Origin of the sequence: Halobacillus sp. B23F22_1 (genome assembly GCF_043497005.1) — a bacterium.
Classification (GTDB): domain Bacteria; phylum Bacillota; class Bacilli; order Bacillales; family Halobacillaceae; genus Halobacillus_A.
On record NZ_JBIEKE010000001.1, the window covers coordinates 1,232,415 to 1,256,764 of the forward strand.

The 24,350-nt window shown below is 39.0% G+C and carries 22 protein-coding genes; 12 read left to right on the forward strand and 10 right to left on the reverse strand.

Annotated features, from left to right (window positions below; genetic code table 11):
* Positions 1 to 14: 14 nt before the first annotated feature.
* Positions 15 to 947 (reverse strand): LCP family glycopolymer transferase, encoded by a 933-nt coding sequence (locus tag ACGTNH_RS06250; protein ID WP_394585785.1) that lies wholly within the window; start codon positions 945 to 947, stop codon positions 15 to 17.
* 138 nt (positions 948 to 1,085) lie between these two features.
* Here ACGTNH_RS06250 and ACGTNH_RS06255 point away from each other — a divergent pair, with 138 nt between their 5' ends.
* On the forward strand, positions 1,086 to 1,460 hold the full coding sequence (locus ACGTNH_RS06255; RefSeq protein WP_394585786.1) for a hypothetical protein: 375 nt from the start codon (positions 1,086 to 1,088) through the stop codon (positions 1,458 to 1,460).
* A 100-nt stretch (positions 1,461 to 1,560) separates the two neighbouring features.
* On the opposite strand, the gene ACGTNH_RS06260 is transcribed toward ACGTNH_RS06255, so the two are convergent.
* Positions 1,561 to 3,057 carry an esterase/lipase family protein gene (locus ACGTNH_RS06260; protein ID WP_394585787.1) on the reverse strand — a complete coding sequence of 499 codons (1,497 nt, stop codon included), beginning with the start codon at positions 3,055 to 3,057 and terminating at the stop codon, positions 1,561 to 1,563.
* A 172-nt stretch (positions 3,058 to 3,229) separates the two neighbouring features.
* Positions 3,230 to 4,441 (reverse strand): ROK family transcriptional regulator, encoded by a 1,212-nt coding sequence (locus ACGTNH_RS06265; RefSeq protein ID WP_394585788.1) that lies wholly within the window; start codon positions 4,439 to 4,441, stop codon positions 3,230 to 3,232.
* A gap of 434 nt (positions 4,442 to 4,875) precedes the next feature.
* On the opposite strand from ACGTNH_RS06265, the gene ACGTNH_RS06270 reads away from it, so the two are divergent.
* Genes ACGTNH_RS06270 through ACGTNH_RS06285 form a run of 4 tightly spaced genes read left to right on the forward strand, consistent with a single transcriptional unit; the run spans position 4,876 to position 10,576 of the window.
* Entirely contained in the window at positions 4,876 to 6,054 is a 1,179-nt protein-coding gene (locus ACGTNH_RS06270) for a galactokinase (protein WP_394586147.1), read from the forward strand.
* Between the two features lies 1 nt (position 6,055).
* On the forward strand, positions 6,056 to 7,045 hold the full coding sequence (gene galE, locus ACGTNH_RS06275; protein ID WP_394585789.1) for a UDP-glucose 4-epimerase GalE: 990 nt from the start codon (positions 6,056 to 6,058) through the stop codon (positions 7,043 to 7,045).
* Positions 7,046 to 7,057: 12 nt separating this feature from the next.
* On the forward strand, positions 7,058 to 8,569 hold the full coding sequence (galT, locus tag ACGTNH_RS06280) for a UDP-glucose--hexose-1-phosphate uridylyltransferase (protein WP_394585790.1): 1,512 nt from the start codon (positions 7,058 to 7,060) through the stop codon (positions 8,567 to 8,569).
* A gap of 54 nt (positions 8,570 to 8,623) precedes the next feature.
* Entirely contained in the window at positions 8,624 to 10,576 is a 1,953-nt protein-coding gene (locus ACGTNH_RS06285; protein ID WP_394585791.1) for a beta-galactosidase, read from the forward strand.
* Positions 10,577 to 10,842: 266 nt separating this feature from the next.
* Here the strand turns inward: ACGTNH_RS06285 and ACGTNH_RS06290 are convergent, their stop codons facing one another.
* A complete protein-coding gene (locus ACGTNH_RS06290; protein ID WP_394585792.1) occupies positions 10,843 to 11,487 on the reverse strand; it encodes a DsbA family oxidoreductase in 645 nt (214 codons plus the stop codon).
* 214 nt (positions 11,488 to 11,701) lie between these two features.
* Between ACGTNH_RS06290 and ACGTNH_RS06295 the strand changes: the two genes are divergently transcribed.
* Positions 11,702 to 14,914 carry a DUF8508 domain-containing protein gene (locus ACGTNH_RS06295; RefSeq protein ID WP_394585793.1) on the forward strand — a complete coding sequence of 1,071 codons (3,213 nt, stop codon included), beginning with the start codon at positions 11,702 to 11,704 and terminating at the stop codon, positions 14,912 to 14,914.
* Between the two features lie 158 nt (positions 14,915 to 15,072).
* Here ACGTNH_RS06295 and ACGTNH_RS06300 read toward each other — a convergent pair whose 3' ends face one another.
* The gene (locus ACGTNH_RS06300; RefSeq protein ID WP_394585794.1) at positions 15,073 to 15,924 is read right to left on the reverse strand and encodes a MurR/RpiR family transcriptional regulator; all 852 of its coding nucleotides are present in this window, start codon (positions 15,922 to 15,924) and stop codon (positions 15,073 to 15,075) included.
* A gap of 118 nt (positions 15,925 to 16,042) precedes the next feature.
* Between ACGTNH_RS06300 and ACGTNH_RS06305 the strand changes: the two genes are divergently transcribed.
* From ACGTNH_RS06305 to ACGTNH_RS06325, 5 genes are all read left to right on the forward strand, one after another.
* Positions 16,043 to 16,912: an N-acetylglucosamine kinase gene (locus ACGTNH_RS06305; protein ID WP_394585795.1), complete on the forward strand. Its 870-nt coding sequence runs from the start codon at positions 16,043 to 16,045 to the stop codon at positions 16,910 to 16,912.
* A gap of 166 nt (positions 16,913 to 17,078) precedes the next feature.
* The gene (locus ACGTNH_RS06310; RefSeq protein WP_394585797.1) at positions 17,079 to 17,264 is read left to right on the forward strand and encodes a hypothetical protein; all 186 of its coding nucleotides are present in this window, start codon (positions 17,079 to 17,081) and stop codon (positions 17,262 to 17,264) included.
* Between the two features lie 29 nt (positions 17,265 to 17,293).
* On the forward strand, positions 17,294 to 17,596 hold the full coding sequence (locus ACGTNH_RS06315; RefSeq protein ID WP_394585798.1) for a DUF4212 domain-containing protein: 303 nt from the start codon (positions 17,294 to 17,296) through the stop codon (positions 17,594 to 17,596).
* A 15-nt stretch (positions 17,597 to 17,611) separates the two neighbouring features.
* Positions 17,612 to 19,264: a sodium:solute symporter family protein gene (locus tag ACGTNH_RS06320; protein WP_394585800.1), complete on the forward strand. Its 1,653-nt coding sequence runs from the start codon at positions 17,612 to 17,614 to the stop codon at positions 19,262 to 19,264.
* 219 nt (positions 19,265 to 19,483) lie between these two features.
* The gene (locus tag ACGTNH_RS06325) at positions 19,484 to 20,377 is read left to right on the forward strand and encodes an AEC family transporter (protein ID WP_394585801.1); all 894 of its coding nucleotides are present in this window, start codon (positions 19,484 to 19,486) and stop codon (positions 20,375 to 20,377) included.
* Positions 20,378 to 20,399: 22 nt separating this feature from the next.
* On the opposite strand, the gene ACGTNH_RS06330 is transcribed toward ACGTNH_RS06325, so the two are convergent.
* Positions 20,400 to 20,579: a hypothetical protein gene (locus ACGTNH_RS06330; protein WP_394585802.1), complete on the reverse strand. Its 180-nt coding sequence runs from the start codon at positions 20,577 to 20,579 to the stop codon at positions 20,400 to 20,402.
* 755 nt (positions 20,580 to 21,334) lie between these two features.
* On the opposite strand from ACGTNH_RS06330, the gene ACGTNH_RS06335 reads away from it, so the two are divergent.
* Positions 21,335 to 21,847, forward strand: coding sequence for a sigma-70 family RNA polymerase sigma factor (locus ACGTNH_RS06335; RefSeq protein ID WP_394585803.1), 513 nt, complete (start codon positions 21,335 to 21,337; stop codon positions 21,845 to 21,847).
* Positions 21,848 to 21,864: 17 nt separating this feature from the next.
* On the opposite strand, the gene ACGTNH_RS06340 is transcribed toward ACGTNH_RS06335, so the two are convergent.
* The 4 genes from ACGTNH_RS06340 to thrC form a co-directional block, all read right to left on the reverse strand.
* Complete coding sequence (locus ACGTNH_RS06340; protein WP_394585805.1) at positions 21,865 to 22,086, reverse strand: hypothetical protein; 222 nt, start codon at positions 22,084 to 22,086, stop codon at positions 21,865 to 21,867.
* A 15-nt stretch (positions 22,087 to 22,101) separates the two neighbouring features.
* Entirely contained in the window at positions 22,102 to 22,236 is a 135-nt protein-coding gene (locus tag ACGTNH_RS06345) for a hypothetical protein (RefSeq protein ID WP_394585806.1), read from the reverse strand.
* 155 nt (positions 22,237 to 22,391) lie between these two features.
* Positions 22,392 to 23,300: a homoserine kinase gene (gene thrB / locus ACGTNH_RS06350; protein ID WP_394585807.1), complete on the reverse strand. Its 909-nt coding sequence runs from the start codon at positions 23,298 to 23,300 to the stop codon at positions 22,392 to 22,394.
* Positions 23,297 to 24,349 (reverse strand): threonine synthase, encoded by a 1,053-nt coding sequence (gene thrC, locus ACGTNH_RS06355; RefSeq protein WP_394585808.1) that lies wholly within the window; start codon positions 24,347 to 24,349, stop codon positions 23,297 to 23,299. Before thrC ends, thrB begins: the two co-directional genes overlap by 4 nt.
* Position 24,350 lies beyond the last annotated feature (1 nt).

The following is a 24,350-nucleotide window of genomic DNA, read 5'->3' on the forward strand; positions in this document are numbered from 1 at the left end:
CGGTGTTGCTCATATTATGAACCGAAATTTTCAATCATATTGTGAGTTTTTTGAATCTCTTCTTCAGACATTTCGATTAGATACATTCCAGAGCTTGTCTTACTGCTGCCTGACATTTGGTATGTTTGAGTTTCTTTACGTGCCCCGTTGTATTTTGTAGCCAGCTTTCTCATGTCTTGAAAGTTCATATTAGTGCTGACGTTCTCGCCTAGTACTTCCATAACATTCCCCATTTGATTAACGATATCTAAACTGCCCCCCCTATTTATAACTCCTTGAATAACCTGACGTTGACGGTCATTACGCCCCATATCACCTTGAGGGTCTTCTTTTCTCATACGTACGTAAGCAAGAGCTTCATCTCCCGAAAGTTCCAATTGCCCTTTTGGAAATTGGTAGCCATCGTACTGAAAGGACCGAGTGTTTTGTACAATAATTCCATTAACAGCATCAACTAATTGAGAAAGTCCTTTCATATTCACTCTTGTAAAATAGTCAATCTCTATATCTAAGAAGTTCTCTACTGTATTAACCACCATATTACTTCCTCCATAAGCATAAGCGTGATTCATACGTGTGACTCTTCCATCGCCAATAATTTCAGCTTCTGTATCTCTTGGAATGCTGACCATTTGCATTTTTTCGTTCTCAGGGTCAAGAGTGAGTACAATCATCGTGTCTGAACGCCCGCGGTCATTCTCCCGTTCATCTACTCCAAGAAGCAGAATATTTAAAGGTTCCTCGTTCTTTACTTTCTTTTTTGTTACTGCTGTGTCGATTGACTCTAAGTTTTCGTGAAGGTCATTGTTAACCGTACTTCGCACATCATTAAGTAGATAAAGCGTAAACCCTGCAAAAGTTACTAGCACTAATCCAATAATAAGAAGCAATGTTTTCCACCAGCGACCTTTGGAACGCTTTGATTTCTTTTTTTCTTTTCTGCCCATTCATCCACCTCTATTAATTTAAAATCGGAACTCATTTTAGTATATTATACTTAAGTTGGATTAAATTGTAAAAATCATTCAGGTAGTAAAGATGTGATAGAATAATAGCTAGTTTTAAAGAAGGTAAGGTGTTTTATTTTGAAAGAAGTAATTTTACTTTTAGCTGAAGTAGTTAATTTATTTCATGAAGTGATATGGAAAATTTCTAATGAGTTAGGATTAAATTTATCGGATAAAGAATTGCATTTTTGGGTGATTGGTATTCTAGGAGTGGTTGGATTGATTTTCGTTGATTTATTGTTTCACTCCTTATCTAAATGGAGCATAACAGCTATTTCGTTTTTATTTACATTTGCTATGGTGCTTGTTTTTGTATTTGCTGTTGAAATTCAACAAAGGATCACAGGTGCAGGAAATATGGAATTCGCAGATGCTGCTTACAGTGTATTAGGGTTTTTCGCCTTTTGTATAATTTATTTAATAATTAAAGGCTTTTACAAGTGGATTCGTTAGTTCTTCCTCATAAGGGTACCAGGTATTGAAAAGCTGTAATAGAGCGAAGTGCCAAGTGTGAATTTCGGTACCTGGTCCCCGGTGCCCGACCTCTTTTAATTTACTTGATGACTCTTCCGCTTCCATCTACATAAACGGAAGTGACTATCGTCCGGTTAAATTTTTCATTTCGCGGCGTTTTTCCTTCTAGATCAATGGTGAGGTTATATACCCCTTCCCCAAGGTTAGCAAGTTTCTGTGACGAGGTGCCGTCTAAATCATCCCATTTAACTTTTCTGGATTTCTGTTTACCGTTCTTGTAATATTCGAGATTAATTACACTTTTTACATTTTTTCGATCCATGGCTTGAACAGGGGGTTTTTTAGAAAAAGAGACTTCTAGGTCACGACCTATTTCAAGGTTGAAAGCTCCATTTAACAAACTATCAAACTGAACGGTTAACAAGTAATGTTCCTCCGGGGAATAAGCCTCTAGTTTCCATTTACCGGCGGATGGCCGGTCCACTGTTAATGTATGATGAAAACTGCCTTCAAAAACGATTGTCTCATCTGGTTTGGTATCGAAAGAAGACCATTTGTCTCCTTCTGGATCAGTAAGTGTAAAAGTGGAATCTTTCTGGTCGCTAATCCAATTTATGGTTATCTCTTCAGCGTTTTCCTCAACAGAAAATGTTTCGATGGTTTTTCCTTTGTAATGGCCACCTCTTAAATAAGTGTCAGCAGAAAGATAGTCTTCAGTTTTGAAGGCTGAAACGTTTTTCGCTTGAAAGTCTTCCGTGGTTTCATATAAATAGTCTGAAAAGTAACTGAACGTTGAACGGCCTGTACGAATTTCTGAATGATTCCATTTCCCTACTTGTAATTCAGTACTGTAAGGTAAAGCTGAACTTTTAACAGTGACAGCTCCATCATTTGCTCCATAACTACTAAGGTAAAGACCGCCCCAGTACAAAGATGAGCCAAATGTTCCCCAGTTCGTCCCTGCAAGTGTGTATATAGGAATAGAATTATGGGGATCTGTCTGCTGGCGAAAGTAATCCATGTACCCAGTTTGAAGAGAGTAGGTGGCGTCATTCTTGCCCCCGATAATGTCAGCCAGCCATCCTGCCCAGCTGCTATAAGCTAAGTTTGCTAATTCTGAGCCTTGGTGTGGGGAAGAGAGTGTGATGACACGGTCAACGAATGAGTCAGTTCCATAGTGAACAAGTGCTGATTGGGTATCAATTCCGCCTTTACTATGACCGATAATAATCAGATTTTCACCAAAGTGATTATAAATCTCTTCCAGCTTTTCAGCTAAAAGTCGGCCATTGTCCCACATATTATTAGTGGGGTATAAGTCGACAAATGCGGTTTCAAATCCATTCTCATATGCCATCTGATACATGTCGTTGTCTTCCCACCAAGTATGAGAAGAGCTGTTTAATCCGTGGATAAATACAACTGGAGATTTTGCAGGATCTACATAAGAGGGGGATAAGCCTTCATACCACTGACCAGGCGTACCTGAAGCATCACCTTTTCCAAAATTACCTGCGTGGACCTGGATGGGAAGGACGAACGAGAGAACCATAAGCACCACTCCAATTTTTTTCATAACATTCCCCTTTCGTTACAAAATGGGTTGTTTCCTCTTTATTATCTCGATCTTCAAAAATATGTAAAGGTTTCCAGGCCAAAATAATCCTTCGGACTAGGAAGAATAGTCAACAGCATGTAAAAAGTCCTGAAGCTCACTTTACAAAGGAATGACTTCAGGACTGTACTGATTACCGAGAGAAAAACTCTTCTAGAATTAGAACACATGCGCCAATCGCAGAAGCATGATCTCCTAATTTAGCTCGTACAATGGGGGTTTTCTTAGCGTGTGCCGTTAATCCGCGGGATACGATTGTTTCCTCAATTCCTTTCATTATAAACTTTTCTGCCTTAGAAACTCCGCCGCCAATAATAATTAGCTTCGGGTTTAACGTGTGGATTAAATTCGTTAAACCTATTCCTAAATATCTTCCCGTCTGGTGAAGTAAGTCTATACAAAATTCATCCCCTTGCTTAGCCGCTTCATACACAACAGCTCCATCAACCTTTTCTAAATGACCATTCACGATATCGCTGACCAGCGATTTTTTTCCTGTTTTCAATTCTTTTATAGCACGTTCAGCTATAGCAGGCCCGCCAGCCAGCGTTTGAAGGCAGCCGTAGTTTCCACATGAACATTTAGGTCCTGATAGGTCGATTGTTACGTGGCCAATTTCACCAGCAAGACTATTTTCACCGTGAAACAACTGGCCTTTTATCATCAAACCAGCACCGATCCCATGTCCAACGTTTACACCAACTATGTTGTCAGCATCATTTCCGTTACCGAACCAGGATTCACCTAATGTCATTGTTCTAGCATCGTTTTCAACTTTTACAATCATATTAAATTCTTTTTCTAAATGTTCTTTAATTGGAATGTTATGCAATTGAAAAGAAGGGGCGAATAATGAAACTCCATTATCCGTATCGACAATTCCATGCATTCCAATGCCGATGCCAATAAATTTCGTTTGGGGTAAATCCGCCTGATGAAATACTTGGTGAATTCCTTCCTTCATAGTGTTAATGATATCATCTTGATTAGGACGTGCTTTAATAGGTACTTCAAACGTGTGCTGAATCTCACCATATAAATTGGTGACTACTATATTTAATTTATAACGTCCTACATCTACCCCTAATATATAAAAACGATCGGCGTTAATTGCAAGGAGGGTAGGTTTTCGGCCTCCTTTAGATTTACCTTGCGTCGTTTCTATAACGAATTCAGTGTCAATCAATTCTTTAACAATGTTACTGACTGTTGGAGGAGTTAACTGAGTATTTTTTGCAATATCTGCTCGAGATATAGGCCCTTCTTCTCTAATCATATTTAAGATCATGGCCCGATTAATTGATTTCATTAATTTAAAGCTTCCCCTCGTATACTTTGGGTTCATAGGATCTCCTCCACGTTATTACTCTTTTCCACATCATATCACAACAGTTAATTAATTAACTTAACAAATGAATTTTTCCTAATCATTATAAGTGATTTGCGAGGGATAAAGCATCTTTTAGAAGAAAGGATATTTTTTAAAAAGTGAGACTGATGACTAAGCAAATCCACAAGTCGTATTTTCCAAAGAACCATGAAATACTAGTATGCTGCAATTAAGAAATGAATCTTACCATCTGCTATGGCTCAAGAGTTAATCCGCATCTCCTTTTTAGAGAGAAGAATTTTTAGATTTATTCGAAAAAGAAAAGACAGAGCGGGTTTATTGTGATAACATTAAGTAAATTAAATTAATTAACAAAGCATATTTTAAGGTTGAAAAGGAGCAGCTTCCGTTATGCTGATAGTCATATTTATAAATAACAAGAAGAGGTGATAGATTTGGATTCATTAAAGCAAGCATTTAATAAATACATGGAAGAAGGGGAAGAGCCGCAAGCTTTTTTTGCTCCGGGTAGAGTTAATTTAATCGGTGAACATACTGATTATAATGGCGGTCATGTATTTCCTTGTGCATTAAGTGTGGGTACTTATGCTTTAGCTCGAAAAAGAAAAGATCGTAAAATTTGTCTTTATTCAATGAATTTCCCTGATTTAGGAGTAATTGAAGTAGATAAGGAGAATCTACATTACGTTAAAGAGAGGGAGTGGAGCAATTATCCGCTAGGAGTAACGGCAATTTTTCAAAAAGAAGGCTATGAAATCAAGGCAGGATTTGACGTGACTTTCTACGGAAACATCCCTAATGGCGCTGGGTTATCATCCTCTGCTTCCATAGAAGTCCTTACAGCTGTGATGTTAAGAGAATTATTCGATATAAAAATTAATATGATAGATCTTATTAAGCTGACCCAGCGAGCTGAAAATGAATTTGTGGGAGTGAATTGCGGGATTATGGATCAGTTTTCCATCGCTGCAGGGAAACGTGACCATGCTATATTGTTAAACTGTGAAACACTAGAGTATGCGCAAACTCCCCTGAAAATGGATGGGCTTATTCTGGTAATTGCCAACACGAATAAGAGAAGAGGACTTGCTGGTTCCAAATACAATGAGCGTCGCAGTGAATGTGAAGCAGCTTTAAGGATCTTAAAACAAGAATTAGAAATAGATACATTAGGAGATTTAACAAATAAAACTTTTGAGAAATATGCTCATCTCATTAAAGATAGCAATTTAAAGAAACGAGCACGGCATGCTGTTTATGAGAATAATCGTACATTAATGGCTGTGGAAAAACTTAATGAAGGGGATATTGAAGGCTTTGGTCAATTAATGAATGATTCACATCGTTCCTTGCGAGATGATTACGAAGTTACGGGAAAGGAGCTGGATGCACTCGTAGAAGCTGCTTGGAAAGAGGGTGCCATAGGTTCTCGAATGACAGGCGCAGGATTCGGTGGCTGTACAATAAGTATTATTTCTGAAGATAAAGTAGAACGATTTACAGAGCGAGTAGGAAAAGAATACACAAGAAAGACAGGGTTAGAAGCGGAATTTTATGTTGTAGAAGTGGGCGACGGAGCCAAGCCTTTAGGAGAAAGGAAAGGATAATATGAGTATACTTGTATGCGGTGGAGCTGGATTTATAGGGAGTCACGCTGTAGCAAAGCTTCTGGATCAGCAAGAAGAAGTTGTAGTCGTCGATAATTTGCAATCAGGTCATAGAGATGCGGTTTTAAAAGGGGCGGCTTTTTATGAAGGGGATTTACGTGATGAGTCTTTTCTACGGGAAGTATTTGATAACGAATCGATTGATTCAGTCATTCATTTTGCCGCCGATTCCCTTGTAGGTGAAAGTGTAGAGCATCCTCTAAAGTATTACGACAACAATGTCAGTGGAGCAATATCGCTTTTAAAGGTTATGAATGAATTTAACATAAAACATATAGTCTTTTCCTCAACAGCAGCCACATATGGAGAGCCGGACCAAGTTCCAATCCAAGAAGATGATAAAATGGCGCCGACTAATCCATATGGGGAAACGAAATTAGCTATTGAGAAAATGTTGAAGTGGGCGGATAAAGCTTATGATATAAAGTATGTAGTATTACGATATTTTAACGTAGCAGGAGCAGATCCAGAAGGGAGAGTAGGTGAAGATCATCGTCCCGAAACCCATCTTATTCCTTTAATATTACAAGTCCCATTAAGAAAGCGCGACAAGATTTTTATTTTTGGAAATGATTATGATACGAAAGATGGCACGTGCATCCGTGATTATATTCATGTCAGCGATTTAGTCGATGCTCATTTATTAGCTATACGAAAATTAAAAAATACAGGTCAAAGTTCTACTTATAATCTGGGGAATGGTCAAGGATTCACCGTTCAAGAAATGATTGAAGCGGCCAGAAAAGTGACAAACCATGCAATTCCTGCAGAAGTTGCGCCACGTCGCTCAGGAGATCCTGCTCAATTAGTGGCTTCTTCTGCCAAGGCAGTGGAAGAACTGGGGTGGGCTCCGCAATTTGCAGATATTGAAACGATGATTGCCCATGCGTGGGATTGGTTTCAAGATCATCCTCAAGGATACAAAAAGTAGGGAGTGGTGCAAATGGAAACAATTTATCAGGAGATTGATCGGCTTGTATCTTATGGACTGCAAAAAGGATTAATCTCAGTTTGGGATGTAGACTATGTTCGAAATTCTTATTTCAAGTTGTTTTCTCTTAAAGGAGAAATGCGGAGCAAGAGTTACAGTGAAACTATAAATTCGCCAGTACCCATCTTAGAGAAGATGTTGGAGTATGCTGCAGCATCTGGAATAATCGATGAAGGTTCGGTGACTGAAAGAGATTTATTGGATGCAAAAATTATGGATGTTTTAACCCCTGGACCATCAGAAGTGATAAAGAGTTTTTATCAAACTTATGAAAAGAGAGGGCCGGAAAAAGCTACAGAGCATTATTATCAATTATCAAAAGATATTCATTATATTCGAACGGATCGAATTGCACAAAATCTACACTGGTATAGTGAGACAGAGTATGGAAATCTAGAGATCACCATTAATTTGTCAAAGCCGGAAAAAGACCCTAAAGCGATCGCCGCCGCGAAATCCAATCAAACAAGCAATTATCCTTCTTGTTTGCTCTGCAAAGAAAATGTTGGTTATGCTGGAAGATTAGATCACCCAGCTCGAGATAACCATAGAATAATTCCTGTAAAACTTACTGAAGAAAATTGGTTTTTACAATTCTCACCTTATGTATATTATAAAGAACACGCGATTGTTTTTTCAAGAGATCACCGCCCAATGAGAATTTCCAAAGATGGGTTCCAACGCCTCTTGGAATTTACCGAGCAGTATCCTCACTATTTTGTAGGTTCAAATGCGGACTTGCCAATTGTAGGAGGATCTATTTTGAGCCATGATCATTTCCAGGGAGGAAATCACGAATTCCCCATGGCAAAGGCTCCAATGGAAGAAATTTTTAAAGTGGAAGGCTTTAAGGATGTAGAAGCAGGAATTGTAAAGTGGCCTATGTCTGTTCTACGATTACGAGGAAAGAATAAGCAACAGCTTGTTGATTTAGCCAGCCGTACCTTAGACTCATGGAGAAAATACCGAGATGAGAGTGTAGGAGTAATGGAAGCTACTGATGGTACACCTCATAATACGATTACACCAATTGCACGATTTAGAAATGGAAAATTTGAGTTAGATCTTGTCTTAAGAAATAACCGCACGAGTGAAGAACATCCATATGGTATCTTTCATCCTCATGAAGAAGTCCATCATATAAAGAAAGAAAATATTGGACTTATAGAAGTGATGGGATTAGCTGTGTTACCAGGACGTCTTAAGGAGGAAATGGATATCCTTGCATCTTATCTTGCCAACGAAGATTGGGAGAAAGTGCAAAAGGACGAACGTACTTCAAAACATGCCGAGTGGGCTAAAGCGGTTGCAGATCATTACCTACCTTCATCCCTTCAGGATATAAGAGAACAATTAAATGATGAAATTGGCCGTACGTTTTCTACTGTCCTCGAGCATGCGGGCGTATTTAAGAGAGATGATGAGGGTGCGCAGGCTTTTAGGCGTTTCATCTATCAATTATAGGTTGAAAAAATACTTAATCGGTTGAACCGTTAGTTAAAGATTGGAGGAATATAAATGCCCTACCTTGGAGTAGATTATTATCCAGAACACTGGCCTGACGAAATGATTAAAGAAGATATTAAAGGGATAAAAGACCTCGGAGCAAATATTGTAAGAATGGGTGAATTTGCTTGGCATCTCATGGAGCCTGAAGAAGGCATGTTTGATTTTTCTTACTTTGACTCGGTAATTAGCGCTTTAAAAGAACAAGGTATAAAGATCATGTTCGGCACACCCACAGCTACATTTCCGGCTTGGCTCGCCCACAAGTATCCATCCATACTTTCTGAAAATGAAGACGGCCAAGTCCGTGTTTTTGGAGGAAGACGTCAGTATTGCTTTAATTCTGAATTGTATCGTAAATATGCTGCAATGATTACAAAGCGGTTAACTGAGCACTATGCCGATGAACCAGCTATCATTTCCTGGCAGATTGATAATGAATTAGGACATGAAGGCAGTGACCAGTGCTATTGCGAAAAATGCCATGAACAATTTCATAGGTATTTGAAGAATAAATATCAATCGATTGATACGTTAAATGAAACGTGGGGGACAATTTTTTGGGGTCAGACGTACAATAATTTTAATGAAATCCCTGTACCGAAGCAGACTATAACCACTCATAATCCATCCTTAAAACTGGACTGGGCTCGTTTTAGGTCTAACTCTATTAATTCTTTTACACACGAAATGACAGGAATCGTTCGTAAAGTAAAAGGGGAGCATCAGACGGTCACAACGAATGTCTCCGGAGGTTTCTTTGATAAATCTTTTGACCACGAAGAAAATGTCAAAAAGATGGACTTCGTTTCTTACGACAACTATCCAGTCTGGGGAGGTTTGGAACAGCCAATTGAGCCAGCTTCCATTGCAATGACGCATGATTTTAACCGCGGGCTGCTGAACAAGAATTATTGGATCGTTGAAGAGCTTATGGGAGCTCAAGGACATGATGTCATTGGTTACCTGCCAAGACCCAACCAAGCAAAAATGTGGTCTTACCAGGCTTTTGCGCATGGGTGCTCGGATATGCTCTATTTTCGATGGCGCGGTATGACGAAAGGGGCAGAACAATTTTGCTACGGAGTAGTAGATCATGATAATCAATACGGTCGAAAATATAAAGAAGTCCAATCCTTATTTGAGGAGATAAAAGAAAACGACCACGTTCTGCAATCTCCAATTAAGGCTGATGTTGCAGTCCTTTATGATTACGATAATATTTGGTCCTGGAAGGGGCAAGTGCAAAGCAAGGGATTTGATTTTAATGAAGAGTTACTTCGTTTGTACCGTCCATTTTATAAATTAAACACTCCTATTGACGTTATTCCTACCAACCGAGACTTGTCTAATTACAGGGTAGTGGTGGTTCCTGTTATGCAAGTCGTTGATCGTCATCTTTCTCAAAAACTTGAGCAATTTGCTGAAACAGGCGGTACGGTCCTCTTTTCATATCGTACTGGATTAAAAGATCGAGATAATAACTTGCGCTTAGGTGAGATATTACCGGGACCTGTTCGGGAAATGGTCGGGGCTCGTGTAGAAGAAATCGAATCATTAACAGGGGCCCATAAATTAAAATTAACAGGAAAAGGAGAATTCGCTCACACGTATGGTGAAATTTCAGTTTGGCGGGATCTACTTGTAGCAGAAGAGGCGGACGTTTTATATGAGTATAGTGATAATTTTTATAATCAATATGCTGCAGTTACACAAAATAATGTAGGAAAAGGGATGGTTTACTATATCGGTGGCGGGTTAAATGAAGAACCACTCGACCGCATCGCAAAAAATATCCTTTCTTCTCATGGCATAACTTTTATTGAAACACCTGAAAACGTAGAGGTATATGAAAGGTTGGTAGAAAAGGAAAGTTATATTTTTGTTATGAATCATAGCGGTAGTTTACAACTATATGATGGTGAAGAACTGGAGCCCTATACAGGTAAGATAATAAAAAAATAACTTTAAAGCTCGGATAAAACCGAATAAAGCATAAAATAATCCGAACGATTCTATGGAAATCAGTTCGGATTATTTATAGGAATGAGAATATATGCTGCTCCGTGAAAATACTTTTTGAGCAGGCTCCTCAGATAGCAAAGAGTGCTAATCTGTGGGATTCTATTACCTGCACTGTTCCCAGAGGAATTTGTGTAAGTTGTCGCTCGTGCTCTGCGTTTATGTGAGTTCGATTATATCCCGGACTGTTTGTTGTGTTGGATTTCAGCTTAAGAAGGATGTTCTTCTTCTATAACTTTTTTCATGCTTTTTTCAAACATTTCTGGCGGCTGAGCTCCAGATATAGCATATTTTCGATTAATGACGAAAAAAGGGACACCTTGCACACCAATTTCAAAAGCTTCTGATTCTTCCTGACGAACTGCTTCAGCGTAAGTGTTTTTTGTTAATGCTTCTTGAACTTCGCGAATGTCCAGGCCTACTTCGCCTGCAATTCCTAAAAGAGTCTTATCATCTCCAATATCTTTCCCATGTGTAAAGACGGACTGGAACAATTTCTCTGTGATTTCATGTTTTAGTCCGCGTTTTTCTGCAAGCTTTGCTACCATGTGAGCTTTAAAGGTATTAGTTGGAATCATGTTACTTAATTGGAAATCTAATCCTGATTCCATGGCTTGCTGGGACATATTTTCTGTCATTTTTTTTGCTTCTTCTATGCTTTTTCCATACTTATAAGCTAGTTTTTCTTCAATCGTAAGTCCAGTATTCATAGGCGCTTCAGGATCAAGTTCAAAACTCTTATAATCAATTACTATCTCTGTGTGAAAAGATAAATTTTCGAGAGCTTTCTCTAAACGCCGCTTACCAATATAGCAAAAAGGACAGACAAAATCAGACCAAATTTCTATTTTCATTTAAATTCACCACCTTCAATTAGTTTAATAGGTTAATTGTAAGAAAGCGAAAGTTTTGAATTAGTAATTATAATTAATTATAGAGTGAATTAGTAATAAACACATAGGATAAATGTAGGAATTTGTAATTTTTACAATTTTACAATAGTTATTTGTATAATTTATTTTATACTTGTGGGGAACGAAATTTACTAATTTTTCTAGGAGGAGTTTAATGCTGAAAAAGAAAGCAATTATAACGAGTATGATAGCTGTACTAGCTTTAAGTCCTTTTTCGAGTGCTATACCCACAGCACAAGCAGGTTCACAAAGCCAGCCGGATGAGTTATTTTTTTCTGAATACATAGAAGGAAGCAGCTATAATAAGGCTGTTGAAATTTACAATGGTACGACGGATGAAGTGGATCTTACGGACTATGAAATTGAAATGTATTCAAATGGTGCAACCGAAGCCACAGGAAGTTTTGATATGGAAGGAACACTTGAGAGCGGAGAAGTATTCGTGGCAGCAAATAGTCGGGCTGACGAGGAAATCTTGGATGCAGCTGATGCCACAAACAACTCGGCAATTAACTTTAATGGGAATGACCCGCTCGTTCTTAAGAAAGATGGCGAAGTCGTCGATTCGATTGGTCAAATTGGGAGTGAGGACAATTTTGGCAGTGATGTCACGCTTATCCGTCAGCAGGAAATAGATTCAGGTGATCCAAATCCTGAAGATGAGTTTTCGGTAGACAGTGAGTGGGACAGCTATGCTTCAAATACGTTCGATTATTTAGGAACCTATGAGATGCCGGAAACTGAACCGGTAGAATTGCAAACGATAGAAGAGGCTAGAGGGGCAGAAGCAGGCTCTATAGTAAAAGTAGAGGGTACAGTTACAGCAGCTTTTGAAACGGGTGGACAAACCAATTTTTATATCCAAGACCATAGTGGAGGAATCATCGTAAGAGTGCCAGGTGCCCCAGTTAGCGTTGGAGATAAGATAACCGCAGCCGGCGAATTCTCAGATTATTATGGCATGCAGCAAATACTTTCTTCTTCTGCTAGTGTGGAAGTGACAGAAGCGGGTATTGGAGTTCCCCGGCCAGAACTAGTGAATGCGAGTCAGTTTACTGAGGATCAAGGGGAAGCGATAGAAGGGGAGTATGTAAAGGTTGAGGACGTTGAAGTTCTATCTAAAAATAGCTACGGCGATTTTACAGTAAAAGATGGAGATGGAGAGTTTGTCATTACCCCAGAGGATGAAAGCATGCTTGAAGTTGGAGAAACTTATGAACGTATATCAGGCGTAGTTAACTATAGTTTTGACGAGTATAAGCTGGTTCCTCGCAGTGAAAACGATGTTGTAGAGGTAGTTTTTGCTGTGACAGCGAATCCTCAGTCCGGTACGATCGTTGAAGGTGGAGGAGTAGAGCTGAATACAGCTGAAGAAGGGGCTGCTATCCATTTCACGACGGATGGATCTAAGCCAGATGCGAATAGTCAAACATACGAAGAGCCGATTGCAATTGAAGAAGATACATCGATTCGAGCAGTAGCCGTGCGTGATAATGGTGACGTTAGTCCAGTGGCAGTCTTTGATTATGAAGTTCTTACCCCTGTCGATGAGGTGGAAATTCATGATATCCAAGGAGCTGGTCACACCTCACCGTATGAAGGTGAAGTGGTTGAAGGTGTGAGCGGTGTAGTCACAAAGCTTGATGGTTCAAATGGATTTTATATGCAGTCTGCAAATCCAGATGAGAATATAGCTACTTCAGAAGGTATTTATGTTTATGAGCGTTCTACTAAAGTTGAAACAGGTGACGAGGTAAATGTTGGAGGCGAAGTAGCTGAATATAGAGAAGAAGGGTACTCTGATGCTGATGATTTATTAACGACACAAATTACAGCTTCAGATGTAAACGTTCAATCCTCAGGGAACGATCTTCCGGAACCTGTTGTTATTGGGAAGGACCGTGAGCAGCCAACAGAAACGATTGAAGATGATGGAATGGAATCTTTTGATCCAGAAGAAGATGGGTTGGACTTTTATGAAAGTCTCGAAGGCATGTTGATTGCGCTTGAGGGTCCGACGGTATCTGCGCCAATTAGCTATGATGAGTTATCTGTGTATGCCGATACAAGTGAAGATCAGAAAAAAACTCAGGCGGAAGGATTGCTTATATCTCCAGAAGACTATAATCCGGAGAGAATTATGTTCGATGTAGAGGGTTTAGATCTTGAGGCCGTGACAGGCGATAAACTTGACGGTACTGCAACTGGAGTCGTTAGTTACGATTATAGTAATTTCAAGATCCGCCCAACCGACGAGTTTCCAAAGCTTGTTGATGGGGAGACGAAGCCTCAAGTTACAGAGCTAGAAGGCACCGAAGATAACCTTACCGTTGGAACGTATAACATGGAAAACTTCTCTGCTGAAACAAATGCTGAAAAAGCAGAGAGAATTGGTGATCAAATCGCTAACAACATGAATGCCCCTGATATTGTCGGTCTCGTAGAAGTTCAAGATAACAATGGCCCTACTGACGATGGAACGGTGGAAGCAGATGAAAGTTATGAAGCGGTGATTGAATCCATTAAAAATGCAGGAGGTCCTAGCTATGAATATACTGATATATCACCTGAAGACAAAGTAGATGGTGGTCAGCCTGGCGGTAACATTCGTGTCGGCTATATTTATAACCCTGATCGAGTATCCTTGACAGATAAACCTTCAGGAGATTCAACAACAGCAGTTAATGTTGACGAGAATGGTTTATCTCACAACCCTGGACGTATTGATCCAGAAAATGAAGCATTTGAAGACTCCAGAAAATCATTAGCAGCAGAATTTGAATTTAATGGAGAGATGTTCATATTAGTGAACAATCACTTTAATTCAAAAGGAGGGGATGATGCATTATTTGGTGCCAGCCATCCCGTGGAGCTCGGAAGTGAAGTACAGCGGGTACAGCAGGCAGAAGTAATTAACGAGTTTGTACAAGACGCAGAATCAGTAGTAGAGGATGCAAATGTAGTGGTCATGGGTGACTTGAACGACTTTGAATTCTCTAATCCTTTGCAGTCTTTAAAGGGAGATGAGCTTTCCAACTTAATGGAAAACTTGCCTGATGAGGAAAGATATTCCTATATTTATCAAGGTAATTCGCAAACGCTTGACCATATTTTAGTCAGCGACTATTTAGAAGAACGGTCGCAAATCGATTCCGTACACATTAATGCTGATTTTTCAGAAGTGACTGGTCGTGCTAGTGACCATGATCCAGTAGTCGCTCAAATAAGCACTGTACTAGAGGAAGACAACGATGAAGAAAACAACAATCATAAAGGCAAGAATGGTAAGAGGAAAGGCCATGATAAAGGTAAGGGGAAAGGCCATGATAAAGGAAAAGGAAAAGGTCATAAAAAACACCATGAATAGATAAACAAAGGGCACGGGACAAAACTGAATAAAACATAAAATAAACCGAATGATTTTGTAGAAATCATTCGGATTATTTATGTTAAAGAGAATTCATACGATCGCTCCGTCAAAATGCTTCGCTTTCCGTGGGCACGGTCTCTTAATAATAATGTAGTTTACCGGGTATGATCGATGGCGGCACGAGATCGGTCAAGTGATTCAATTACGTCATCATAGTAATTTGAAACATACGTCATAAATAGAACATCAATTACATGCAGCTGAGCTAGTCGGGAAGAAGTGGCTGCACTTCGTATCATGGCTTCTTCTGTTGCAGAAGTGTATAAGGGAATGTCGGCCATTTGAGATATAGTAGATGATCCATATTTTGTTATACTGATAGTCTTTACTTTGTTCTTTTTTGCCAGCTTCATAAATTGAACGGCTTCTTTTGTTTTTCCAGAGAATGATACAACTATGGCCACGTCTGTTGAGGATGCATTAGAGAGAGATGTATAGGAAAGGTGAGAATCCTGTAAATAGAAGGCATAGCGTCCAGCCCGTAAAAATTTTTGTTGGGCATCATATGCTACCAATCCGGAAGCTCCTACACCAAAAATGTGTACAGCACCTGCATGGTGTATTTCATTGACTGCTTGATCTACATCTTCTCTTCGCAGCATTTCATCAGTTTCTTTTAACATTTGAATACCGTTATGAGTCATTTGTTCGATAATATGATGAGAGGACTCCCCCTTATCAATATCACGATACTCTAATGTTGATGGTTTTTGGACATCTCCGGCAATTCGCATTTTTAACTCTTGGAAACCCTTTAAATCTAAGGATTTACATAAACGAATAACGGCTGCAGAACTCGTACTGCTTTTTTCAGACAGCTCTTTAACTGTCATCGTAATAACTGATTCAGGGGATGATAAAATATATTGGGCAATTTTCTTTTCAGATGCCGGGAGTGATTGTTCTACGCTTTTAAGCATAGAGAGACCACCTGATATATAGGACATGAATAATAGCCTCCTCAAACTACACACTTATCTTGCATTCATTATATGCTATAATGAAATTAAATTTCAATATTTTTTATAATATTCTGAAATGTGTTTCTGCTGAGGAGGAAAAGTAATGATCATAGGAATTGATGCTGGAGGTTCCTCTACAAAAGGGGCATTAATTAGCAATGATAAAAAAGTAGTTGCTGCTTTTCAATCTGGCTACGGTAATCCGCTTATAAACAAGGAGAAAGCAATCATACACATCAGTGAGGTTATAAAAGCGTGTAGAGAAGCTTCAGATCAAAGTATTGAGCATGTTGTCATAGGAATCGCTGGTTACAGTACACTTAAGGGCTGCCTCCCTATACCTGAAATGTGGAAAGAGTTTAAAAATTTAACGCTGGTAAATGATGCAGAGCTTGCATTAGAAGCTGGAATACCTGAAGGCGATGGTATTCTATCGATTGCCGGTACGGGATCCATTCATATTGGAAAAAAGAAAGACAAGATCTACACGGTAGGTGGATGGGGACATCTACTAGGAGATGAAGGAGGAGGTTATGACCTGGGACGAATGACGATACGAAAAGTTCTTGAATCTTTAGAATCAAGTCACCCTATCTCTCATTTTACCTCCTCTATTCTTCAACAGATTAACTGCACCAACGCCGCAGAAGTAAAAGCATGGTTTTACACTCAAGAAAAAAATCAAGTGGCAAACCTTGCAGAATCAGTTAGTAAATTAGCTGAGAAAGAAGATCCAGTTGCTATTCATCTTATTAAATTGTCCAGTGAGGCACTCGTCAGACAAATTGAACGGCTGTATCAGTGGATGGATTTAGGACCGGAAGCAAAGTTGGTAACATCAGGAAGTATATTACTAAAAAATGATTTTTTCTTGGGGTATTTAAAAAATAATTTAAGCGTTTCATTTAAAGGAGTTCAAAAGCTTACAGAACCCGCTTATATGGGAGCTTATTCCATTGCTCATAAAAAGTAGAAATATGTCTCATATTGTTTATTTTTTTATAAATAGTATGGGACTTTTTTAAATGATTTGACATATATCTTGAATTTTAGATGAATATCATTCATAATATTCACTAAATTCATAGTATTTAAAATTTTTACCTTAATATGATAACGCTTTCAAAGTGAGGGGAATTATGACTACAGTTGTTTTGTTTTCGATTATCACTATTTTTTCTGTTGTATTTGCTTTAAAACGAAAGCGTCCGCTTTTTTTAGCATTGCCTGTCGTCTCATTGCTAGGCTTTGCTTTCGTTAAAATCTTAATGGTGCCTATGCCGTTTTGGGATACTGTCAAATTTATCTTTAATTTACGAGGCTGAGAAACCATCTAATGAAAGGAGGTGAACTCGTGAGAAAACTCGAGCGAGAAAAAGCAGATGCTTATTTTAAATATCGAACGACGATGATTGTCATTTACTTAGCGATTGGATTCTTAGTGTCTTATGTCGTTGTTTTTAATGCGGAGGCACTGTCTTCCTTTACCGTGATTGGAATTCCTTTTCACTATTACATGGGCGCACAAGGAGCTGTCCTCACGTTTATAGTACTTCTATTTATAAATGCAATCATTAGCGACAAGATTGATAAAAAATTTGGCTTCAATCCTGAATACGTTGAATCAGCGGATAACTCTAAGGTTGATGATCAATAAGGAGAGTGAATGATTGTGGATGGACAGTTTTTAGTTTCGCTGTCACTAATTGTGGCAACGTTTGCTTTATACATAGGCATCGCAATTTTTAATACAGCTAAACAAACATCTGAATTCTATGTGGCTGGTCGCGGTGTCCCACCGGTTTTTAATGGTATGGCTATTGGAGCTGACTGGATGAGTGCAGCTTCATTCATTGGTATGGCGGGGACGGTCATGGTGCTTGGCTATGATGGTTTAGCTTATATTATGGGGTGGACTGGAGGATACTTACTCTTAACCTTTCTATTAGCTCCCCAATTAAGGAAATATGGGAGGTATACAGTTCCCGAGTTTATCGGTGACCGTTACCGCAGTAACACAGCACGGTTAATTGCGGCCCTGGCGACGATTATCATTAGTTTTACTTATTCAGTAGGTCAACTGTCAGGTTCCGGGGTGGTTATTGGCAGATTGTTAGAGGTAAATACAGCAGTCGGCACGCTAATTGGTGTGGTTCTAATTGCATTTTACTCAGCTATGGGCGGAATGAAAGGTATTACTTGGACCCAGGTTGCTCAATATATCGTTCTTATTGTTGCTTACTTAATTCCGGTTATTTTCATGTCGTTGCAGCTTACATCCAACCCCGCCCCCTGGTTATCGTACGGGGAAGTAATAAGCAGCATGAGAGAGCTGGATCAAGAGTTAGGCATATCGGAATACGTAGTGCCTTTTACTGAAGCCACAAAGTGGCAGTTTATTGCTCTAATGTTTACGTTAATGGCTGGTACAGCCGGTCTTCCTCACGTTATTGTTCGTTTCTATACAGTTGCTACGATGAAAGCTGCTCGATGGAGCGGTGCGTGGGCCTTGTTATTTATAGGTTTGCTCTATTTATCGGCCCCTGTATATGCAGCTTTTTCGCGTTTTATTCTTATGACAGAAGTAGCGAATTCCTCAATTGAAAATTTACCTGCCTGGACACAGCCTTGGATAAACACGGGGCAATTATCGGTAGCGGATACAAATGGGGATGGAATTCTTCAATGGCAAGAGCTTTCCATTCACAATGATATTGTTGTTATGGCCACACCGGAAATTGCTAACCTTGGTGTGTTCGTTATTGGTCTGATGGCAGCTGGTGCTATGGCTGCAGCCTTATCTACGGCAGGTGGGTTAATGATTGCTATTTCGGCTGCGCTTTCTCATGATATTTATTATCGATCCATAAATCCAAACGCTACTGAGAGTAAGCGGCTTCTTGTAGGAAGATATTCTATTGTTATTGCAACAGTGGCTGCAGGGTTACTAGCCTTAAACCCTCCAGGAGCAATTACGCAAATCGTAGCCTGGGCGTTTGCATTAGCCTCGGGATCATTTTTTCCAGCCTTATTACTAGGGGTATGGTGGAAGAGAGCAAACGGACCAGGTGTAATCGCAGGCATGATTACCGGTTTAACCGTCACGCTGGGTTACATTTTCTTTTCCCAGTCGCTTGGAATCCAAATTCTAGGGATTATTGATACCGGAGCAGGGGTTTTTGGGGCAGCATCAGCAATTATTGCTAACGTCGTTGTTTCATTGAGCACAAAACCTCCTACCCAAGAGACACAAGATGAGGTTACAGATTTACGCTATCCAGAGCAAATGGAATATAAAAATGGGGAAGTATGGTTAAAAGATTAGAGGATTGATGCCGTGCCCTGGTAAAGCGAAGTATTTTGACGGAGCGATGGTATAATTTCATTTTAATATAAATAATCCGAATTGATTCTTTGAATCAATTCGGATTATTTTATGCTTAATTGAGTTTTATACCAACCAGCTTTTTTACATTTAATAGTCACTCCTCTTGAAAATTTGGTAGACTAGTAGAATCGATAATTTCAAGGGGAGGAAAGCGGCGTGACTATTTTCATTCAAGTAGTCTTACCTGTTATTTTAGTATTTTGTGCAGGTTATATATTACAGAGTTTTATTCGATTGGAAATTAAATCAATTTCAACGGTAGTGTTATACATATTCCTGCCATGTCTTGTGTTTGATACTTTTTATCATGCAGAGTTTAATCAGGAATATTTAATGATGGTGATTTTTTCAATTGCTTTATTATTTATCATTTTGTTTATTAATAAGGCTGCAGCAAAAGCAGCTGGTTATCCATCTTCTACTGAAAGCGGTCTGATTTTATCCACAGCTTTTATGAATGCGGGAAATTACGGGGCTCCCATTGTGCTCTTTGCTTTTGGCGAAGAAGGATTTATTTATTCTGTTTCCTTTATGGTTATCCAGCAAATCGTAATGAATTTTTTTGGAGTGTATTATGCTGCGAAAGGTGCTGCAGGAGTCAGGCTTGCTATTGTCACTGTCTTGAAAATGCCGCCTACTTACGCGGTCGTAATTGCACTAACGGCTAAGCTGGCTAGTATTCCTGTTTCAGAAAATATTATGTCGAGCATCACTCTGGTAGGCGATGCTACAATACCTACAGTTATGATTTTACTAGGGATGCAGTTAGCTAATATAACAGTGAAGAATCTAGACTGGGGTAAGCTCAGCTATGCAGCGAGCTTAAGACTGGCGGGATCTCCTTTAATAGCGTGGGGCCTGACGACTATATTGCCGATGAGTGACTTGATGGCTAACGTGCTTATTATTTCAGCTGCTATGCCTTCAGCGGCAACGACTACGATGTACGCGGTTCAATTCGATTCGAAACCTGAATTAGTGTCGAGCATTACGTTAATTACTACATTATTAAGCGTAATTACGATCCCCATTGTGTTAAATATTCTATAATTAAATGTAAGAAAGCCACAAGTTAGCTCCTGTGGCTTTCTTGTTTGTTTTTTGACGTTTTTCTTGATTTAAAAAACATATACAAATTAGCTAAAATTAAAGCAACTGACAGGGCTGCACCTGTTGGAGAAAATTCTAATGGAGTAAAGTAACCTGCTAGTAAATATACGGCAAAAAATAAAGCAAACATTAAATAAAACAACCTGATCTTCCTTCCTTATTTTACGAACTATCGTCAGCATAACACAATTTAAAAAGTCGTATCATCATCAAAGAGAGGAAGAAGCTTCTGCCTTATTGATTTACGCAGCCTTTTGATAGTAGAAGCACTGATTCTTAAATGTAGTTCAATTTCAGGTATCGTGTATTCCTTTAAAGATAGAGTAAGTAAATGTTTCTCTCGTGGGGTAAGACTATAGTTGGTGTAAATGTCATACCAATAGATAAAATCAAGGAAGGGGTTGTGATGTGAAAGAAGAGGAGTAGCTTTATTTGGTTTGACTGCTTTCCTTATAATAGATTTGTAGTAATAAGATAAGTGATAGTAAAAATAAGTAGAGAATCTGCAAAGTGAAGGATCGTAAGAGTCTAAACACTTTTTGTAAATGAAGTACGCGTCCTGAACATAATCCTCGTATGGGGGAGGAAGATGGGATTTTTTTAATGTGCAGTAGATAAGAGGATAGTACGAAAGAAAATGAGAAGAATGATTGATCAACGGAATCTCTTTTCTAATTGAATATTCAATTGAGTTATTGCGCGCAATCCTATTATTACGTAAAAAGTACAAAAAGAAAACACTTTTATCTGAAAATTACATTTTTTTATCTAAAATTGGATTTTTGATAAGAATTTTGATTAATTTTTTAATTTTTTGCCTTTTTGTGACACCAAAAAAGCTCCTGCTAACGATTATACCTATGAAGGATAATTTTTAGCATACAAAGGAGCATGTTCATGTCAGTCGACGATCTGGAATTTGAAAGAATTGTACTAGAAAATCAAAGATTGATTCATTACCATATTCGCAGCCTCCACATCAATGATCCTGCAGGTGATTTCTTTGCTATAGGATTAGAAGCATTATGGAGAGCCTTTGACTCTTATGACCCCGATGTTGGAAAATTCTCCACCTACCTTAGTTGGAAGGTTCGTAACGCCCTTATTGATGAAATACGTAAAGATGCGAGACGCCTTCAACACCAATCCATCCTCCTCCAAACCCAAGCCACCTTATCAAACCTCATAAGTGAAGATACTATTGTGGATCAATATTTGTGGGACCAGGTGAAAGAAAACCTGAATATTAACCAATGGAAGTGGATTTATTATTTTATTATCCATGATTTATCTGTACAGCAAATCGCCCTGCTAGAAAAGGTATCTAATGACACAGTAAAGAATTGGGGAAGACAAGCAAGGAAAAGACTGCGACTTATACTAAACAAACAAACCACGTTCCAAATTTAAGTTGGAACATGGTTTGTTTATTTTTCAATCGTTATATTAATCTTATTTAAACCTAATGCTTTAGCTGCTTTAATCATTCTTGCCGCTTCTTGTTCTGCGTCATGAATAGAAACGTTATTTCTAGATATATTTAATGAGGTTCCACCAAAAAGAGGGAGCGTGTCTTTTTCTACGTGATTAGGTGGTGTGATCGTGTTTGGTTGAACTTCAGCTACAATATCGTGTCTGCTTTTGTTCACCCGACCACGTATTTTTCATCCATGATAAACGACGCTGGCGTAAGGGCAGCCCGTTTCTTTTGAGATTTCTCGATAGTTTTTATCGGTTTCTTCAATAAGGCGTTTAACCTCATTTAAATCGTATTCGTATTGCTTGCTTTTTTTTGCCATAAACTTTAACCCCTTTATTCATCTCTACTTATATTTTAACAAAAATCATTTAATTTTATAGTATTAGTTATCACCAATATTAAACAATTCCTACGTTTATTCGAGGGGCTATACACTTAGAGGTGAAGGTAGAAAAAAATGAACCAGCGAGTAAATCACTGGTTCATAGCAGGTGTTACGGATGCAGAAACACCACATAAGTCTGCTTGTAAGACTTCTACTTGATAATTTGGTAACTCTCTAGTGACCATTTTTATTTGGGTGTCGCTTGCATTATGAAAGAGACCAATCATGGTAGGTCCCGCTCCGCTAATATAATAACCTAGAGCCCCTTGTTCGTCTAAAATATTAGAAACATGAGGGAAGTCAGGAATGAGGTCACTTCGATAAGGCTGGTGCCATTTATCTTGTTTCATCATTCTGCCTACTAATAACCAGTCTTTTTCTGCAAGGGCCGCAACTAACACATTTGCCATCCCACTGGCGTGTACAGCGTCCTTGTAGGGTAATTCTGTTGGCAGAATGGACCTGGCTTCTTCAGTTTCCACATGGTAATCAGGGACCACAGCTATCCATGTTAATCGCTCCAATTCTTTAGAAAAACGCACTGATTCTAAGTTTGTGCCGTCGTAGCTGGAGACAGTAATTCCCCCATAAATTGCAGGAGCTACATTATCAGGATGTCCTTCAATCTTGCATGCGATCTCAAGTTTATCTCGATCACTTAATTCTAATTGAAGAATCTGATTCGCAAGTTCAATTCCACCAACTACTGCTGTTGATGAACTTCCTAACCCCCGGGCAATAGGTACTTCATTCGTCATAGTTACCTTATGGGGAGGAAGTTGTTCGATAGCGTATTGATGTGCCGTAAACAAAGCAGATTTATAAATTAAATTTGTTTTTCCATTGGGAATAAAAGGTTGATCTTTTTTTTGTAAATCAAATGACCATTCATCTGCAGGTTCACATGTCAGTGTTACGTACTGGGTCAAGGCCATTCCAATGGAATCAAAGCCTGGTCCTAGATTCGCAGATGTAGCTGGAACACGGATCGTAATCATGATTTAACTCCAGCAGCTACAGCGAATTGATTTAAGTCATTCTCAATTACTGTAGGTCTAATTGCACTTTTTTCAATTGCGGTAGTCGGATCTTTAAGGCCGTTTCCTGTTAAGACGTGAACCACTTTAGAGCCTTTAGGAATGGTGCCATCTTTTACTTTCTTTATAGTACCAGCTAAGGAAGCGCAAGAAGCAGGTTCAGCAAATACTCCTTCCGTACGAGCCAGCCATTGGTACGCTTCTACAATTTCTTCATCTGTCACTTCGTTAATACTGCCATTTGATTCTTCAGCAGCTTTTAGTGCAGGCTGCCAGCTGGCAGGGTTACCAATTCGAATAGCAGTAGCCAGGGTTTCTGGTTGTTCAATAATTTTATTTTGTACTATTGCTGCAGATCCGCTCGCTTCAAAACCTATCATCTGTGGGAGTTGTGTACCATGTGATTGATGATACTCTTTAAATCCTCGCCAATAAGCTGTTATATTTCCTGCGTTTCCTACAGGAATAGAGAGAAAGTCTGGAGCTTCACCCAATACATCACATACCTCAAAAGCTGCTGTTTTCTGACCTTCGATACGATATGGGTTAACTGAATTTACAAGCGTAATTGGTTCTTTTTCTGCAATTTCACGGACCATCTTTAATGCCTGGTCAAAATTACCTTTAATAGCAAAAATTTCAGCTCCATACATGACCGCTTGTGCAAGTTTACCCTCTGCAATTTTACCATCAGGTATGACAACGATACAGCGAAGACCCGCTCTAGCAGCGAAAGCAGCGGCTGAAGCTGAAGTATTACCTGTGGAAGCACAAATAACGGCTTCTGAACCTTCTTCTATAGCTTTAGCCATAGCGAGCACCATTCCGCGATCCTTAAAAGAACCGGTGGGGTTTGCCCCTTCAATTTTCACATAAGCTTCAATGCCTAATTCCTCAGAGATCGTTGGGATTGGCAATAAAGGTGTATTTCCTTCATGCAGCGTTAGCTTCGGTGTATCCGGAGTAACCGGTAATAATTCCTCATACTTATCTAATAAACCCTTCCACATC